This window comes from Methanofollis sp., from assembly GCF_028702905.1.
Classification (GTDB): Archaea; Halobacteriota; Methanomicrobia; order Methanomicrobiales; family Methanofollaceae; genus Methanofollis.
On record NZ_JAQVNX010000001.1, the window covers coordinates 77704 to 95099 of the forward strand.

The 17396-nt window shown below is 60.6% G+C and carries 16 protein-coding genes and 2 tRNA genes; 8 read left to right on the forward strand and 10 right to left on the reverse strand.

Annotated features, from left to right (window positions below):
* Positions 1–284 precede the first annotated feature (284 nt).
* Both PHP59_RS00355 and PHP59_RS00360 read right to left on the reverse strand, forming a co-directional pair.
* Positions 285–356, reverse strand: a tRNA-Ala gene (locus PHP59_RS00355).
* A gap of 62 nt (positions 357–418) precedes the next feature.
* Positions 419–1549 (reverse strand): nicotinate phosphoribosyltransferase, encoded by a 1131-nt coding sequence (locus PHP59_RS00360; protein WP_300161884.1) that lies wholly within the window; start codon positions 1547–1549, stop codon positions 419–421.
* A 112-nt stretch (positions 1550–1661) separates the two neighbouring features.
* Here PHP59_RS00360 and PHP59_RS00365 point away from each other — a divergent pair, with 112 nt between their 5' ends.
* The 3 genes from PHP59_RS00365 to PHP59_RS00375 are packed head-to-tail and all read left to right on the forward strand — an operon-like array spanning position 1662 to position 4035.
* On the forward strand, positions 1662–2339 hold the full coding sequence (locus tag PHP59_RS00365) for an MTAP family purine nucleoside phosphorylase (protein ID WP_300161887.1): 678 nt from the start codon (positions 1662–1664) through the stop codon (positions 2337–2339).
* A gap of 3 nt (positions 2340–2342) precedes the next feature.
* The gene (locus PHP59_RS00370) at positions 2343–3632 is read left to right on the forward strand and encodes an amidohydrolase family protein (protein ID WP_300161890.1); all 1290 of its coding nucleotides are present in this window, start codon (positions 2343–2345) and stop codon (positions 3630–3632) included.
* 16 nt (positions 3633–3648) lie between these two features.
* The gene (locus tag PHP59_RS00375; RefSeq protein ID WP_300161893.1) at positions 3649–4035 is read left to right on the forward strand and encodes a YkvA family protein; all 387 of its coding nucleotides are present in this window, start codon (positions 3649–3651) and stop codon (positions 4033–4035) included.
* A gap of 13 nt (positions 4036–4048) precedes the next feature.
* On the opposite strand, the gene PHP59_RS00380 is transcribed toward PHP59_RS00375, so the two are convergent.
* The 3 genes from PHP59_RS00380 to PHP59_RS00390 form a co-directional block, all read right to left on the reverse strand.
* Positions 4049–4993 carry an aldolase gene (locus tag PHP59_RS00380; RefSeq protein WP_300161896.1) on the reverse strand — a complete coding sequence of 315 codons (945 nt, stop codon included), beginning with the start codon at positions 4991–4993 and terminating at the stop codon, positions 4049–4051.
* A 95-nt stretch (positions 4994–5088) separates the two neighbouring features.
* Positions 5089–5463, reverse strand: coding sequence for a molybdenum cofactor biosynthesis protein MoaE (locus PHP59_RS00385; protein ID WP_300161899.1), 375 nt, complete (start codon positions 5461–5463; stop codon positions 5089–5091).
* 138 nt (positions 5464–5601) lie between these two features.
* Entirely contained in the window at positions 5602–7302 is a 1701-nt protein-coding gene (locus PHP59_RS00390; protein ID WP_300161902.1) for an AMP-binding protein, read from the reverse strand.
* A 98-nt stretch (positions 7303–7400) separates the two neighbouring features.
* Here PHP59_RS00390 and PHP59_RS00395 point away from each other — a divergent pair.
* Both PHP59_RS00395 and PHP59_RS00400 read left to right on the forward strand, forming a co-directional pair.
* Positions 7401–7571 (forward strand) — tRNA-Trp (locus PHP59_RS00395).
* 451 nt (positions 7572–8022) lie between these two features.
* Complete coding sequence (locus tag PHP59_RS00400; protein WP_300161905.1) at positions 8023–9204, forward strand: bifunctional 5,6,7,8-tetrahydromethanopterin hydro-lyase/3-hexulose-6-phosphate synthase; 1182 nt, start codon at positions 8023–8025, stop codon at positions 9202–9204.
* A gap of 303 nt (positions 9205–9507) precedes the next feature.
* Here PHP59_RS00400 and PHP59_RS00405 read toward each other — a convergent pair whose 3' ends face one another.
* Positions 9508–10179 (reverse strand): metal-dependent hydrolase, encoded by a 672-nt coding sequence (locus tag PHP59_RS00405; protein WP_300161908.1) that lies wholly within the window; start codon positions 10177–10179, stop codon positions 9508–9510.
* 59 nt (positions 10180–10238) lie between these two features.
* Entirely contained in the window at positions 10239–10847 is a 609-nt protein-coding gene (locus tag PHP59_RS00410) for a response regulator receiver protein (RefSeq protein WP_067049803.1), read from the reverse strand.
* Positions 10848–11271: 424 nt separating this feature from the next.
* Here PHP59_RS00410 and glyS point away from each other — a divergent pair, with 424 nt between their 5' ends.
* A complete protein-coding gene (gene glyS, locus PHP59_RS00415; protein WP_300161912.1) occupies positions 11272–12996 on the forward strand; it encodes a glycine--tRNA ligase in 1725 nt (574 codons plus the stop codon).
* A complete protein-coding gene (locus tag PHP59_RS00420; protein WP_300161915.1) occupies positions 12993–15218 on the forward strand; it encodes a DEAD/DEAH box helicase in 2226 nt (741 codons plus the stop codon). Before glyS ends, PHP59_RS00420 begins: the two co-directional genes overlap by 4 nt.
* Here the strand turns inward: PHP59_RS00420 and PHP59_RS00425 are convergent.
* Positions 15209–15559, reverse strand: coding sequence for an autoantigen p27 domain-containing protein (locus tag PHP59_RS00425; protein WP_300161918.1), 351 nt, complete (start codon positions 15557–15559; stop codon positions 15209–15211). The genes PHP59_RS00420 and PHP59_RS00425 overlap by 10 nt on opposite strands.
* Positions 15560–15632: 73 nt before the next feature.
* Here PHP59_RS00425 and PHP59_RS00430 point away from each other — a divergent pair, with 73 nt between their 5' ends.
* Positions 15633–15896 carry a UPF0147 family protein gene (locus PHP59_RS00430; RefSeq protein ID WP_300161921.1) on the forward strand — a complete coding sequence of 88 codons (264 nt, stop codon included), beginning with the start codon at positions 15633–15635 and terminating at the stop codon, positions 15894–15896.
* A gap of 24 nt (positions 15897–15920) precedes the next feature.
* Here PHP59_RS00430 and PHP59_RS00435 read toward each other — a convergent pair whose 3' ends face one another.
* Positions 15921–16337 (reverse strand): secondary thiamine-phosphate synthase enzyme YjbQ, encoded by a 417-nt coding sequence (locus tag PHP59_RS00435; RefSeq protein ID WP_300161924.1) that lies wholly within the window; start codon positions 16335–16337, stop codon positions 15921–15923.
* A gap of 259 nt (positions 16338–16596) precedes the next feature.
* Positions 16597–16845, reverse strand: coding sequence for a hypothetical protein (locus tag PHP59_RS00440; RefSeq protein WP_300161927.1), 249 nt, complete (start codon positions 16843–16845; stop codon positions 16597–16599).
* Positions 16846–17396 lie beyond the last annotated feature (551 nt).

Below are 17396 nucleotides of genomic sequence, written 5' to 3' on the forward strand. Positions count from 1 at the left end.
ATGTGTTACTATTCCGCTAAGACCTCTGGCCACCTACGCGTGATCGCCTGAGTGTACGTACAGGGGTGTAAGTGTATGTACACAACATATAGACAGCAAGAGAAAATGGCAAACAAACCTCAAAAAACCGTATCCGGCGACGCCTCAACATCACCCTTTCCCTGAAAGTCCACGACTATCTGAAAAATCGCGTTTGCAAAGCCAGTAAATTCCTAGATGCGTTAATAAAAGATACTATTTCCGAAATTCGGCCGGGTAATATTTGTGTCTTCACAAAACAGAGATGGACCGAGCGGGAATTGAACCCGCGGCCTCTTCCATGCCAAGGAAGCGATCTTCCCCTGATCTATCGGCCCAATGCTACCCTACAATATTGAATACCATCAGATAAAAGGATTTGGGCTGGGGCCCCCGCTGCTCATGCGGATCGTGCCATGACGGCAAGATCTGCGAGGACGCGCGCCCGCGCCTTCGCCATGTCGGTGCCCCCGACCGCCTGACCGCGCCGCATGACCGGTTTGAGGAGCGGTACCGCTCCTTCAGGTGCGTGCGCGCCCGCTGGCAGGATCGCCCGCCCGCCGCCGGGGAGAAGGTAGACCTGCTTGACCCCGCTCCATTTCCCCCGCTTCGCGCAACTCTTCCCCTCGATCTCGACAATGTCCAGGGAGAAGTCGATCACCGGTGCATTGGCGATCGCCCCGCCGACACCGAAGGCGTCTACCAGGTCGCGGTAGGCACGGATGTCCTCCTCCGTGACGCCGCCGGAGAGGAAGATGCCCACGTCCTCGTGGCCGTGGCTGTCGAGTTCCCAGCGCACCTCTTCGAGGATCGCGCGCATATTCCCCCGGCGGGAGCGCGGCGTGTCCAGGCGGACGGCCCTGGTGAAGCCGAGTTCGGCCGCCTTCAGGCACTCCTCCTTCTCGTCGCCGAAGGTGTCGCAGAGCATCAGGCGCGGCACCGCGGGTGCGGAGTGGCGGTCGAAGGCGACCCAGGCCTCTTCAGGCGTGGCATGGCACATCACAAAGGCGTGCGGCATCGTGCCGACGATCGGCATGCCGTCGGGCGCCGCGGTGTTCGAGACGCCGTCGACACCACCTATCCAGGCCGAACGCTCGATCATCTCTGCGATCGCCGGGTGCTGCCGGCGCGACCCGAAGGAGTAGACCGCGCGGTCGCCCGCCGCCTCCTTGACATGCGCGGCGGCGGTTGCGATCCCCGAGGCATGGCAGAGAAAGCCGAGGAGGGCCGTCTCGTACCGCCCGAAGTCGCGGTACCGCCCGGTGATACGCATCACCGGTTCGCGCGGGAGAAACACACTCCCCTCAGGCATGGCTTCGACGTCCACCGGCACCCCTTCGAGGAGGGACATGGCGTCGTCGAGGCCGCAGAAGACCCCCCGGTCGTACGGCATCCCGACGGTGGTGACCTCCATCGTCACCAGCGGGTTCTTCCCCTCCTTTGCAAGGACCTCCTCGCACCTGGCGAAGTAGATGTCCGTGCACTCCCCCCGGGCAATCGTGTCGTCATCGACGATATGGAATCTGCTCATCTCTATCCCGGCATCAGCGTATGGCCGGGCAAGGGTAAAAAGGTGGTTTTTACTCCTTGGGGGTCACTCTATACATGATGGCAGGCATGCACACAGGGCGGAGGGGGCAGTGATGCTCGGGATCATCGGTGGCACCAGTCTTCTCTACTGCAACCTCCCGAGACTCGAAAAAAGGACTGTCTGGACACCATATGGCCCGGCAGAGGTGATGGCGGGGGATATCGCCATCATGCTCCGCCACCAGGGGGGGAGGCCGCCGCACCGGATCAACTACCGGGCAGAGGCCGCGGCCCTTGCACTCTCCGGCGTGGACAGGATCGTCTCTTTCGGCTCGGTCGGTTCCCTGAAGGCGGAGATCCCGCCCGGGACAGTGGTTATTCCGACAGACTATCTCAGCCTCACCGATATCCCGTCCTTCCATGACCATGCCATCGAGCATGTGATGCCTGCCCTCGACGAGGGCCTTGTCCAGAAACTTTCGGAGGCCATCCCGACGGCGCAGGTTGGGGGGGTGTACGCCCAGACACGGGGGCCGCGGATCGAGACGGTCGCGGAGGTGCGCGGCCTTGCGAAGGTCGCCGACGTCGTCGGCATGACCGTCGCGAGCGAGGCGACCCTGGCGCGGGAACTCGGCATCCCGGTCGCCGCAGTCTGCACCGTGGACAATTATGCGAATGGATTATCTGACGAGGTGCTGACCTACGAACACATCCTCGCCACCTCGAAGAAATACGCGCACAGGACCGAGGACCTGGTCGAATCGATCGTGCGGGTTTGTGGAAGTGACTGATTTATGAGTGATACGGAAAGAAGCGTGCTCATCAGGGATGTTGAGCTCAATGGAGCGCGGGTGAATATCAGGGTCGAGAACGGGCGTTTCGCCGCGATCGGGGAGAAGGCCGGCGGCGAGGCCGACAGGATCGTCGACGGCGGCGGTGCTGTCGCCCTGCCGGGCCTGTACAACACCCACACTCATGCGGCGATGACCCTGCTGCGCGGCTATGCCGACGACATGCCCCTCCAGCAGTGGCTGTCCGAGAAGATCTGGCCCCTTGAGGCGCACCTGACAGCTGATGACGTGTACTGGGGAACGAAGCTCGCCTGCCTGGAGATGATCAGGTCGGGGACAGTCGGCTTCAATGACATGTACTTCTTCATGGAGGAGGCGGCCCGCGCCGTGGACGAGATGGGCATGAAGGCCCAGCTCTCGTACGGGTTCATCGACCTCTTCGACGAGGAGAAGAGAGAGAAAGAGATCCACGCGACAGAGAAACTCGTCGCCCGGATCAAGGGAATGAACAACCCGCGGATCAGGGCGGCCGTCGGCCCCCATGCCGTGTACACGGTCTCCGAGGAGGGGCTGCACTGGTGCGCTGAGTTCTCCCGGCAGCAGAACGTCGGTCTCCACATCCACCTTGCCGAGACAGAGCAGGAGGTGCACGACTGTGTCGAGAAGACCGGCATGCGCCCGGCGGCCTTGCTTGATCGGTGCGGCTGCCTGACGCCCCGCACGGTCGCGGCCCACTGCTGCTGGCTCGATTCCGACGACTGCACTCTTCTTGGCGACCGCGGTGTCTTCGCCTCCCACAACCCGACAAGCAACATGAAGCTTGCAGTCCACCGCGCGATGCCGTACGAGTGGCTGAAGGCGCGGGGCGCCGGCGTCACCCTGGGCACAGACGGGTGCGCCTCGAACAACAACCTCGACATGTTCGAGGAGATGAAGTTCGCCGCCCTGCTCCAGAAGTTCTACTGGAACTCGCAGACCCTCCTCCCGGCGTCCGAGGCCTTCCAGATGGCGACGGCAAACGGTGCCGCGGCCCTGGGATTCGAGGGCGGCGTCATCGCCGAGGGCGCGCCGGCAGACCTCGTCCTCCTCGACCGCCGTGCGGTCTGCAACACCCCGCTGTACAACCCGGTCTCGAACGCGGTCTATGCCTGCTCTGGCGCCGCAGTGACAACGGTGCTCTGCAATGGCCGGGTTCTCATGGAGGACCGCCGCATCCCCGGCGAGGCCGAGATCATCAATGGTGCGCAGAAGGCGGCAGAAGGGCTGATCGCCCGGAAGCAGGCCGAAGAATAATCTTTTTTTGTGTGGGATGCTCTCCATTGAACAACTGAAACAGCATGCACAGAATGTGAAAGTTGATGTTTATGCACTGTATCTCGCCCGTGGAGACCCACGCATCCCCTGGTATGCGAAGGGAGTTCTGGTGCTGACCGTCACATATGCATTGAGCCCGATTGATCTGGTCCCTGATTTCATTCCTGTCCTTGGTTATCTGGACGACCTGATCCTCGTCCCGGCCGGGATCGCATGTGCAGTCCGACTGATGCCGCCCGATGTGCTTGAAGAGTATAGAGAACGTGCGAAAACCGAAGACAGGTCGGTGCATATTCACGGATGGACCGGGCTCATTATCGTCGTACTCATCTGGCTGTTCGTACTCTCTGTCGTGCTGATACTGGTCGTCCGGGCCATGTAAATTTCCCTCACTCTTACTCCCCGAAGACGATCCCGCGCAGCATCCCCTGCGTCTCCTCGGGCGTGCCGGTCGTGTTGACGACATAGACCCGCGCCGCCCCCAGCAGCGCTGCAAAGAATCGCCTCCGGAGATTTTCCTTGAAGGGCGTCCTGACAAGGAGGTGGGGGTTGTAGTAGCCCGCAGCCGCGAGCACGTCAAGGGCGGTGCCGGGATTGCGGGCCGTGACCGTCTGCGCCTCTTCGGGATCGCGGTGGAGGAGGACGACTGTTCGGATCGTGGTCATCGGGAGGATGCGCCCCTTCCCGATGACAGACCTCAGGTCCACGACGGCGCGGCCCTCCGCGTCGAAATCGGCGCGGGCGACGAGGTCGGTATATTCCGGCCAGATGGTGGCGAGGTCGGCCCTGATGTAGAAGTTCTTCTCAGAACCATAGGCAAAGACCTCGTCCCCGAAGATGCGGGCGAAAGACCAGTCGTCGGCGACCACCCGCACCCGCGGGTCGCGAAGGAGACCATACGTCTGGGTGGTCTTGCCCGCGCCCGACGCCCCGAGGATGCAGCACCCCCGGCCGTCGGCGTCGATGCAGGCGCCGTGGATGGAGGCGATCCCGTGCTCGTCCTCCAGGGTGTCGCCTGCCACAGAGAGGGCAAGGGACTTCACCCAGCCATAGTAGGTGACATTGAGGAGGAACGCCGTTCTCGTCGCCGGGTCATAGAAGACCGTGTCTTTCGAGGCCGCCGGATCGCGGAGGACATAGAGGCGGCCATGGGAGCGGATCGACTGGGAGATGAAGAAGAAATTCTCCTCCCAGCGCTCCTTGACACTGCGGTCGCCGGTGAGAAGTTTGATACAGCAGCCGTAGATGTCGGACTTGATCTCGTACCTGACCTGTGCGGCGTACCGTGCCGCCAGATCCTCCTTCTCCTCGATGGAGATCAGCCTGAGGGTGTAGGGCATGCATTCGGGTGGTGCGGCATCAGGTTAAAGGTTCTCTTCCCTTTTTTGCACGGGAAAATAGGTGGTTTAGAGGGACCGGGCGGCCCTGTCGATCTTCAGGCTGCGAGCAGTGCCCTTTTCCTGATGATATTTTGTTCTTTCACCGCCTCGACGATGTACGTGCACGCCTCAAAGGCCACGTCCCTCTCCGGTGCGCCCGCGGCCACCAGAAGGACCACGTCACCGACAGTGACCTCGCCGATCCTATGCACGACATCTGCACAACTCAGCCCGAAACGCCTGACCGCCTCTTCCCGGATCGATTTCAGGCTCTTCGTCGCCTGCTCGACATCCGCCTCGATCGAAAGCCCGGTGGCGCCCTCCTCGGCCCGCACCCGGCCGACATAGGTGACGACCGAACCTGCCAGAGCGGCGCTCGATGATCTCATCGGTGCACTGGTGTCGATCTCGCTGCTTGTGATCCCGACCATAATACTCTCCTCCATCCCCCTGTGGGACATCTGCCCCAGGGAGTCAGGAGTCATTACCGGAAGCAGTACATAAAAATGATCTCCTTGACGCCAGCCAGATGTCGGCCCGGCCGTCTGAAAAAAAGGGATGCCGATCTTTCAGGCAGTCTGGATCTTCGAGGCCCCTTCGAGGCCGAGTTCGGGGATCGCCATCTCGCGCATCTTGAACTTCTGGATCTTGCCGGTGACAGACATCGGGAAACTGTCCACGAACTTGTAGTACCGCGGGATCTTGAAGCGGGCGATCTGGCCGGTGCAGAACTCGACGATCTCCTCCTTCGTGAGGGTCTGCCCGTTCTTCGGCTTCACCCAGGCCATCAGTTCCTCGCCGTACTTCTCGTCGGGCACGCCGATCACATAGGCGTCGGCGATCTTCGGGTGGTGGTGGAGGAACTCCTCGATCTCTCTCGGGTAGATGTTCTCGCCGCCCCGGATCACCATCTCCTTCAGGCGCCCGGACATCTTCACGTACCCCTCCTCGTCCATCACGCCGAGGTCGCCGGTGTGGAGCCAGCCGTTCTGGTCCAGGGTGGCGCGGGTGGCCGAGGGATTGTTGTAGTAGCACTTCATCGCCATATAACCGCGTGCGCAGATCTCGCCGATCTCGCCGTGGGGGACGATCCTCTTTGTGTTCGGGTCGATGATCTTGATCTCGGTGTGCGGGAATGGCCTGCCGACGGTCGTGACCCTGCGCTCCAGGGGGTCGTTCACCGTCGTCATGGTGATACCGGGCGAGAGTTCGGTCTGCCCGTAGACGATGACGATGTCCCGCATATTCATGAGGCTGTTGACCTGCTTCATCACCTCGATCGGGCAGGGGGAACCGGCCATGATCCCGGTGCGCAGGGTGGAGTAATCGTATTTCTTAAAGTCCGGGTGGGAGAGTTCGGCGATGAACATCGTCGGCACGCCGTGGACGGCGGTGCACCGCTCGTTCTGGATCGTCTTCAGGACAGTCTCGGCATTGAAGGCCGGGGCAGGGATGACCATCGTCGTGCCGTGGGTGACCGAGGCCATGTTTGAGAGGACCATGCCGAAGCAGTGGTAGAAGGGCACAGGGATGCAGAGGCGGTCCTTCTCGGTGAACTTCATCCCCTCGCCGATGATGTAGCCGTTGTTCATGACGCCGTGGTGAGTGAGGACGACGCCCTTCGGGAAACCGGTCGTCCCGCTCGTGTACTGGATGTTGATGGCATCGTCGAAGTTGAGGGTCTCCTCGCGTTCCTCCAGTTCGTCGGGGCTGATCGCATCCCCTTTCTGGAGCACCTCGTCCCAGGAGAACATGCCGTTGTACGGGATGTCGCCCATGAAGATGATGTTTCGGAGGAATGGGAACTTCTCCGAGGAAACTCTGCCGGGCCGCGCCTCGATCGCCTCGGGGCAGGCCTCGTAGACCATGCCGACATAGTCGGAGGTCTTGAAACGCCCCTGCACGATGAGGGTCGAGACTTCCGCCTGCTTCAGCGCGTATTCGAGTTCGAAGACACGGTAGTCGGGGTTGATGTTCACCAGAATGGCGCCGATCTTTGCGGTCGCGAACTGGGTCATCGTCCACTCTGCGTAGTTCATCGCCCAGATCGCAACCCTGTCCCCGCGCTCGACGCCGAGCGCCATAAGGCCACGTGCAAGAGAGTTTACCTGAAGAAGGAACTCCCTGTATGTCCAGCGGATGTTCTGGTGCACCGATACCAGGGCTTCGTTGTCCGGGTACTGGGTGGCAATCCGGTTCAGCATGGCGCCGATGGTCTCCCCCATCAGCGACATTGCCGAGTGTCCGCATGCATAACTGCCCGTAGCCATAATTTTCCCAGTACATGGGGGAGGGAGACAATATATGGTTAGTGTTCTTGAAACACAATTTTTAAATGAAGGGACTGTCGAATATATAGGATACCCGTGGGGTCGTGGCCTAGTCCGGAATGGCGACGGGCTCCAGCGGTCTTTGCGTGTGATGAACAATGGGTCTACTGATGATGATGATGACCCGTTGGAGCACTGATGCAACATTCGTGCTCCCCGCGCATGTCGGAGAGACCCGTCGATCGTGAGTTCAAATCTCACCGACCCCACGTTTTATGATCCAGTTCAATGATTTTATTCCTATTCTCTGCGATTATTTCCTGATACTGTCGTTTCCGAATGCCTGTACATCTTCATGACGGGAACGCCGGTGCCGCCACCTCGAAGAGAACCGGGGGTTCTTGTTGACCAATGAGATGGAGGCGCGCACGAGCACGACGCTGCATTTTTATAATCTGGCCCTATCCCCGCAGTACGGGAAGGGCAACGCGCAGATCTGGCAGGATAATCCACAGGGGCAACTGGTCGGGACAGGCGCCCGGGGCTGCGGGTGGTCGACGTGCGGTCAGGGACGATCCTGACAGAGGCCACCTTTGCCGTCTTCAGGATCCCGGGTTTGAGGCCCCTTCCCCTTCCGCCCTGCTCCTCCGTTCCCCTGGCGCCCGTCACTTTATGTATGAGTCCACCCTATCTTTATGCAGCATATTGAAGGGATTGTCCATGTATCTTATAGGTGAAGCTCTTGTAGGAACCGGCGCGGAACTCGCGCACATCGACCTTGTCATGGGGGACAAGCAGGGTCCGGTCGGGATGGCCTTTGCAAACAGCATTTCTCAGCTCTCTGCAGGTCACACCCCGCTCCTTGCGGTCATCCGCCCGAACCTGCTCACCAAGCCTGTCACCCTCATCATCCCGAAGGTGACGATGAAGAAGGGCGAGCAGGTGAACGAGATGTTCGGTCCGGCCCAGGCCGCCGTCGCGAAGGCCGTCGCCGACTCTGTTGAGGAAGGCGTCTTCGAGGGTATCGACCTTGAAGAGACGGTCATCCTTGCGTCGGTCTTCATTGCACCCGAGGCAAAGGACTACAACAAGATCTACCGCTCCAACTACGGCGCAACCAAGCTTGCGATCCGCCGCGCTCTCCAGAAGTTCCCTGACACCGAGACCCTTCTCTTCGAGAAGGACCGGTCCACCCATGCGGTCATGGGCTTCAAGGTGCAGCGCCTCTGGAACCCGCCGTACCTCCAGGTCGCTATGGACCTTGTGGACATGAAGAGGGTCGAGGAAGTGCTCACTGCGGTTCCTGAGAACGATCATGTCGTCTTCGAGGCAGGCACGCCCCTGATCAAGCAGTTCGGGCTGAGTGTCCTCGGCGAGATCAGGAAGATCCGCCCGACTGCGTTCATCATCGCCGACCTCAAGACCCTGGACACCGGCAACCTCGAAGCACGGATGGCCTCAGACGCCGGTGCCGACGCCGTCGTCATCTCCGGCCTCGCACCGAACGCCACCATAGAGAAGGCGATCGAAGAGACGAAGAAGACCGGCATCTACTCGGTCATCGACATGCTCAATGTCAAGGACCCGGTTGCCCTCATCGCCTCCCTGAAGGTCAAGCCCGACATCGTGGAACTCCACCGCGCCATCGACACCGAGGGGCAGGAGTACTCCTGGGGCAACATCCCGGAGATCAAGAAGGCCGCGGGCGGCAAGCTCCTTGTCGCAACCGCCGGAGGGGTCAGGGCGGAAGTCGTGCCGAAGGCGATTGCATCGGGCGCCGACATCCTTGTCGTCGGCCGTGCAATCACCGCAAGCAAGGACATCCACCGGGCTGCCGAGGAGGTCCTCAGCAGGATGAACTCCGAGGAAATCGATCAGTTCCGTGTGATGACTGATTTCTAAATCTTTTTTTAACTTTGCAGAATCTCTTACACTCTGTCCGTTGATATCTCGATACGACAGAGCGCACGCGGATCCGCCGCCGTCCCCGCACACACCTCCGGGGGGCACGTCGAAAATCAAAGATTATCTCTCCTCCCTCCGTTTGTCCCCGCTCTGGACTGGACAGGGGAAGAGCGAACAAAGGATTCTGAAGAAGGTGATTGCCACCTTCCCATCCGAATGGGGGGACGACCGGAGGGATTCAGGAAAGCCGCCGGGTTTTTGAAGGTCGTCCCCCGGCACAGGACACTCTCTCGTCTCCCCTCAGCGTCTGTTCTCCTCCCCCACCTCGACGCTCCCACCCGGTTCGAGGATGACGACCTTCATGTCGGTCGTCCTCTCGATCGCCGCCTTGAAGCCGGTGAGGTCCTGCTCGATCACCGGAAAGGAGTTGTAGTGCATCGGGATGACCGTCGGCGCACCGACGAACTCCGCGGCCAGCATCGCCTCCTCTGGCCCCATCGTGTACCGTCCCCCCACAGGGAGGAGGGCGACGTCAGGGTGGTAGAGGTCGTGGACGAGTTTCATGTCTGAGAAGAGGCCGGTGTCCCCCGCGTGATAGACGCTGACGCCGTCCATCCTGACAACAAACCCGGCGGCCACGCCGCCGTAATAGCCGCCGCCCGCCGCCTCCAGCCAGGAGGAGTGGAGCGCCGGCGTCATCGTGAAAGAGACGCCCTCCACCTCGATCGTGCCGCCGATGTTCATCGGCTCCGCGGGCACGCCCTGCTCCCGCAGGTACTTCGCGATCTCGTTCATCGCCACGGTCGGCTTTCCGAAACGCACGGCCTCGCCCAGGTGGTCGGCATGGCCGTGTGTCACTGCCACAATATCGGGTGCGGCCCGGATCGGACCGGACGGCACGAACGGATCGATCAATACACTCTTGCTGCCCTCAAGGAGGAAGCAGGCATGGCCAGGCCACGTGATCTTCATGCACTCCCGTCTGCACCGGGAATAAAAAAAGGGGGTGGTCGGGTGGTCGCCACACGCGGTCAGGTAACGTCGATCAGTTCGGCCTCGGTCGCGTCGATCGCTTCCGAAAGGCCGTCATTGACGAGGCCGCGAGTCATCTGCTCGGTGAGGTCGCGGTCTTCGAGGACGTCCTTGATCCGCTCCAGGAAGGGGTCGAGCGTTGCGTCCTCTTCCATGGCGATCACGTGCCGGTATTCCCTGAGGGACGAGGAGCTGATCCCGAGGAGTGCCGAGATCTCGTTCATCGTCTTCTCCGATGCGACCAGTTCAGAGAGGTACTTCCGGTCGAAAGGCATGTCGAAGTCCGAGTCCCTGAAGAGCTTCAGCCTCACGCGTGCCCGCGCCACAGTCTTTGCAAGTTTCTCATTGCCGAGTTCACGCGCGATTTCGGTGTCGTTTCTCTCTTCATTGAAGGAGATGACCAGAGTCGCAAGCTGACGGGGGGAGAGTTTGGTCTGGAAGAACCCCAGATCCAGAATCTCGCGCATGATCAGTGCGACCTCGCGACCAACCGCATCGCGGTCCCTGAGACTCCCATGGATCTTCTTCATCGGCTCGACTATCTCCGTCTTGCTGGTGATGTCCTGGAAGAGTGCAAGGAGTTCCTTTTTTCTCTTGTCTGCAGGCATGGCAATACCACACTAGGTCTGCATAACAATACGCCTTATGATATTTAATTATTATCAATTGAACATTTTTGAATCCCTGTAGATTTAGGGAGCTATGAGGCTTATTTTTTTTATCAGACTATCTAAACACCATTCGTCAAAAAAAGTAAGGTTTATAATTACCCCATTATATCCGCCGATTTCCGGATTCTCGCGCAGGCAACCATTTCCTGGAGAGGCCCTATTCCATTTAATAGGTCCTGAAACACGGCCAAAACTCCGAGGGCCCGTTCTTTCTCTCGCCCCATAAAGATCGTGCCGAAGAGCACACCGGCACCATGCGGCGCTGTCTCTCCATGGGGATTGGCCTTCGCTCATCAGATGATATCGCAGAAAAGTGGCTTTTTAATCTTCCAGTTTAAATAGTATAACGGGACTGATTGCAGTGAGTGATATCTACGATAAAGTCATAGAGCTGGCAAAACGCCGCGGTTTTGTCTGGCCCTCCGCAGAAGTCTATGGTGCGGTTGCAGGGTTCATCGACTACGGCCCCCTCGGTGCGATGATGAAACGCCGGATCGAGGCGATCTGGAGGCATTACTATGTCATCAGGGAGGGCTACTATGAGATCGAGTGCCCGACCGTCGGGACAGAATCTATATATGTTGCCTCCGGGCATGTGAAGGGGTTCGCCGACAAGATGTGCCAGTGCCCCCACTGCAACGAGTACTTCAGGGCCGACCACCTTGCCGAAGCCTGCGGCATCCACAACGCCGGCATCCTCTCGAAAGAGGACCTTGCAAAGGCTGTCGCCCCTGCCAGGTGCCCGGCCTGCGACGAGGTCTTTGGCGACGTCGAGGTCTTCGACTTCAACCTGATGTTCCAGACGACGATCGGTCCGGGCTCGCAGAGGCGGGGGTACCTGCGGCCTGAGACCGCGCAGGGGATGTTCACCGACTTCTCCCGTCTCTCTCGCTTCTACCGCATGAAACTCCCCTTCGGTGCTGTCCAGATCGGCAAGTCGTACAGGAACGAGATCTCTCCCAGGCAGGGCATGATCCGCCTGCGTGAGTTCACCCAGGCCGAGGCTGAGATCTTCGTCAACCCCTCGGAGAAGAACCACCCGAACTTCTCCCGCTATGCCGACTATACAGTCGATCTCTGGGGGATCGAGCAGGAGCAGAAGGACCTGCCCGCGATCAAGAAGACGATGCGCCAGGCGGTGGACGAGGGGATCATCGCCAACGAGTACATCGCCTACTACCTCGCCCTCACCCACGAACTCCTGGTCACCATCGGGATTGACCCGGCCCGGATGCGCTTCCGCCAGCACCTGCCCGACGAGAGGGCGCACTACGCGATCGACTGCTGGGACGCCGAGGTCCTCTCCGACCGCTTCGGCTGGGTCGAGACAGTCGGCATCGCCGACCGGACAGACTACGACCTGCGCGCTCATTCAAAGGAGAGCGGCGACTCCATGACCGTCTTCGTCCCCTTCGCCGAGGCACGGAAGGAGAAGAGGCTGCGGATCGTCGCGGACATGGGCACTCTCGGCCCGAAGTACCGCGGCAAGGCAAAGAAGATCGCCGACGCCCTTGCCGAGGCTGCGCCCGGCCCTGACGGCGCCGACGTCGTCGTCGACGGCGAGACCTACCACATCCCCGGCGACCTCTACACTGTCAGCGAGGAGGAGGTCGAGGTCCGCGGCGTCGAGGTGCGGCCCCATGTCATCGAGCCCTCGTACGGCATCGACAGGATGATCTACGGTGTCCTCGAACACGCCTACGACGAGGAGATGGTCGAGGGTGAGGAGAGGCGCGTGATGCACTTCGCCCCCTGCGTCGCCCCGGTCCAGGTCGCCGTCTTCCCGCTCGTGAACAAGGACGGCCTCGACAGCGTGGCACGGGAGATCGCCATCGACCTCCAGGACGGCGGCATCCTTGCCGACTACGATGACAACGGTGCCATTGGTAGGCGGTACCGCCGCCAGGATGAGATCGGGACTCCCTTTGCCGTCACCATCGACTACGAGACGAAGGAGAAGGGCACGGTCACCCTGCGCGACCGCGACTCCATGGAGCAGGTGCGCCTCCCGATCGCCGACGTTCATGCAACGCTCATGTCGCTCGTCTCCGGCCGCACGCGGTTTGCAGACCTGAAACAGGCATGAACTACCTCACCCACCCCCTCATCAGGCCGGAAAGCCTGGAGGAGCGGCGTTATCAACTCGCCATCGCCCTGAAAGCGATGGACGCCCACACGATGGTGGTCCTCCCGACGGGCCTTGGGAAGACCGCCATCGCCCTGATTGTGGCGGCGTCGCGATTGTACCGCGAGGGGGGGAGACTGCTCGTCCTCGCGCCGACAAAGCCCCTGGTCGAGCAGCACCTCCGCTATTTCTCCGAGCGCCTTGCCCTGCCCGAGGGCGCCTGCGCGATCTTCACCGGCGCAACCGATCCCGGGGAACGGAAAGAGGCATGGGACGGTGCGCAGGCAATCTTTGCGACGCCGCAGGTGATCAAGAACGACCTGATCGCAGGGAGGTACTCGCTCGACGATGTCACTCTCCTTGTCGTGGACGAGTGCCACCGGGCGGTCGGGAACTATGCCTATGTCTTTCTTGCCCGGCGCTACCTATCGACGGCGTCGAACCCCCTCCTCCTTGCGATGACCGCAAGTCCGGGCGGCGACCACGGGAAGGTGGAGGAGGTGATGGAAAACCTCGGCGTCGTGCAGGTCGAGACGAGGACCGAGTCGGACGCCGACGTACGCCCGTACGTCCATGAGCGGGAGATGGAGTATCTCTCGGTGGACCTGCCCGGCGAACTCGGCCTTGCCATCGCCGACCTGAACATCCTCCTCGATTCCCGCCTGGCCGCCCTGAACAGGGCCGAGTTCCACGCCCCTGTCCGGGACAAACTCTCCATGAAGGCCCTCAACCGGCTCAACGCGGAGATCCAGGGACGGATCGCACAGCGCGACCAGGCGGGATTCATGGCGGCCTCGATCTATGCAGAATTGATGAAACTCCGCCATGCCGTCTCCCTTGCCGAGGCGCAGGGGAGTTGCGTCCTCACCGCGTACCTCGAGAAACTCGCGTCCGAGGGGCGGTCGGGGAGCGGGACAAAGGCAAGCATACGTCTTGCGGCAGACCCGGTCTTCCAGCGTCTCTGCGACAGGGCAATGTCGTGGGACGGCGAGCTCCACCCCAAGGTCGGGCTGGCCGTTTCTCTTGTCGCAGAACAGGCGCGGGAGCACCCGGAGAGTCGGACCATTCTCTTTGCAAGTTTCCGGGACACGGTCGGCCTCCTCGTCGACGCCCTCGCCGACGCCGGCATTCATGCCGAGCGTTTCGTGGGGCAGGCGTCCCGTGACGCGGAGAAGGGGCTTTCCCAGAAGCAGCAGATCGATGTCCTGAAGAGGTTCCGGGAGGGGGAGTTCCCGGCGATCGTCTCGACGTCGGTCGGCGAGGAGGGTCTCGATGTCCCCTCGACTGACCTTGTCGTCTTCTACGAGGCGGTTCCGTCGGAGATACGGAGCATCCAGAGGAAGGGGCGGACAGGCAGGAGCGGCGCCGGCAGGATCGTCGTCATCACCACGAAGGGAACCTCGGACGAGGTGTACCGCTTTGTCTCCCAGCAGAGAGAAAAGGCGATGATCAAGGGGATCCGCACGCTCAGGGGTTCCGGTGCGCCCGCTCCTGTCCAGACGAGCATCGGGGCATTTGCCCGGCCCGTGCCCCAACCTGCGGGGCCGGCGATCACGGTGGACGATCGGGAGATGGCGTCCCGCGTCGCCGAGACTCTCTCAGACCTCGGGCTTCGGGTCACCCTCACGCGCCTGGAGGTCGGGGACTATGCCGTCGGCGACCGCATCCTTGTCGAGAGGAAGACGGTCCAGGACTTCGCGGACACCCTGGTCGAGCGCGACCTCCTCGGGCAGGTGCGGGACCTTGCGGCAGCGGCGGTGAGGCCGGTGCTGATCGTCGAGGGCGAGGGCGACCTATACGGGGCGCGGGACATCCACCCGAATGCGATCCGGGGCGCCCTTGCAGCGATCACGGTGGGGATGGGGGTCTCCGTTCTCTTCACGCGGTCGGCCGAGGAGACGGCGGAGATGCTCGCCGTGCTCGCAAAGCGCGAGGAGAGCGAAGGGGGCGGCGAGCGGAAGTTGCCGCCGGGAAAGACTTTTGCAACTGCAGCCGAGCAGCAGGAGAATGTGGTCGCCGCCTTCCCGGAGGTCGGGCTGAAGAATGCCCGGGCTCTCCTCGAACACTTCGGGTCGGTGCGGGCGGTCATCGACGCGGAAAAAGAGGACCTGATCAAGGTGAAGGGGATCGGAGAGAAGACCGCCAGGACGATCCTTGAACTCAGTCGCCGACCTTACGACTGACGGAGCATCCGGAGGGCCTCGGCCCCCGCGAGCACGGCCTCCATCAGGGTGAGGCAGCGCCGCTCGTCCTGCTCGCCTTCGACGCGGGCGCAGAGGGAGGCGATCGCCCCTTCGATCCCGGCCTCGGCCGACCCGGCCGGCCGGGGTACGGCGACCGCCGCGGGCGCCGGAGGCTCAGGGGTGCGCTCACCTTCCGCGCCTCTCTCGGCACAGACAACGCAGAATGTCTTTCCCCTGTACTCGAAGAGGGGAGATCCGCAGATTTTGCACTCCTTCGCAAGCATTTTACCTCCTTTCAGGAGGTATTCTGCCATGATGTCCTCGGGTTTTTTCTCTGCCATGTGGGTCACCGATTCCTCTGATAAATGAATGTATATAAGACTGGCAATGATATAGTATAAAGGGTGATTGAGTATGGCCACTCCACAAGAAACGATAAATGTCTGTATCCAGATGCTTCAGCATATCTCTGAAGATAACACAATCCCGCGGAACATCCGCAGGGTTGCTGACGAAACAAAGGCCCTTCTTATGAACGAGGAAAAGAGTATTGGTTTCAGGGCAGCAGAGGCCATCTCCACCATTGACGAGATCAGCAACGACCCGAACATGCCGGTACACGCCCGCACCCGCATCTGGGAACTTGTCTCGCAGCTTGAGAGCATCCCTCTCGACTGAACTTTTTTTCGTATACTATCTTTTTCAGGGGATGACCGTGCACAGGACGGTCCGCTCCCGGTGCTCCCTGACGTCGAGTTCGAGGAGCACGATCTGCTGCCAGGTACCGAGGCGTAGCGCCCCGTCCTGCACAGGGACGACGAGCGAGGGGCCGACAAGGGACGCCCGCACGTGCGAGCGGCCGTTGCCGTCTCCCCAGCGTGCGTCGTGGGCATAGGCGATGCCGGAGGGGGCGACGCGTTTGAGGGCGTCTGCAAGGTCGCGGAGGACGCCGTCCTCGTATTCGATGGTGGTGAGGGCGGCGGTCGACCCGATGATAAAGAGGGCGCAGGCTCCGGTCACGGTGCCGCTTGCGGCGACGCACCGGCGCACCGCGGCGGTGAGGTCGACGATCTCCCCCTCGCCGTGGGTGGTGACGGTGATCTCTTCCTGGTAGACCATACGGTGCCCCTCGGCGGGAGGGGGGAAAAGAGTAGCGGTAAGGGACCAGAATATTCTTCGTGCCGCGGGGAGAACCTCGGGGTGATGTGCGGCGTCTCTCCCGCAGGTTGTCTCCGGGATCTCCGGATCGCCTCCTTCTGGGTGTTGGACAGGGAAATCTCAGATCTGAGTTCTCTGCGGTGTTCCGTGGTGGGCATCGCCCCGTATTATGGGGCGTCCGATATATTTGAATTATGGAAATGATGGTTAAGGGGGGATTTTAGTGATTATCCTCATTTTTCGAGCCTATTTCGGGTGTTGTCCATACCTCTAAGGAAATTGCAGCTTGCACACCGTATAATTTACGCAATATATCTTCCTTTCTTTCTTTACCTATCCAGCTGCTACCCAGGACAATCTGCACCACCTCTTCAATTTTGTACCAAATATCTGTGGAATCTAGATCGTTCCCATAACTCTGATCCCATATTTTGTAGGGATAGTATGCTGCCCTCAAATACCGATCCACTTCGTTAAAAACTACAGTGGGCTGATATTATTCACGGTTACGGGCAAAAAGTGCTTTGTCTGCCTCTTCTTGGTTATAGAATCTGAATCGAATGATATTTCTCGGATCAAATGGTTCCTTGAAGGGATATTCTAGGGGATCATTTATATGCCGATCAAGTTCCCTTTTTTGAGCGGGGGTAAGATCCTGTCCATTGTCTGCAGCAAGGAGGTACGCTTCAGCCTCCTTGACGGTGCTGAACTGAAACCGAGTGGCCATAGAATATCCTGTGGCGACAGGGATTATAACAGTGTCTGTATGACGACTAAAGCCCAGTATATTGTCGTATTTTGATTTTTTTCGGCTCTGTAGAATCAGACATGAGTCGGGAGCACGCCCCAGGCATACCGCATGAAAATTGTTCTGAGGAGTTCGTCTGGTCAAAGTGCCTTCCCGCACGCTTGCGCCGGGGGCGCTGCCCCCAGACCCCCGGAATTACGATAGGACGGGGAAGGCAGAGGGCGAACCTTTTCTGAAGGTGATTTTGTCCTCTCCATCTCCATCATGGGGTG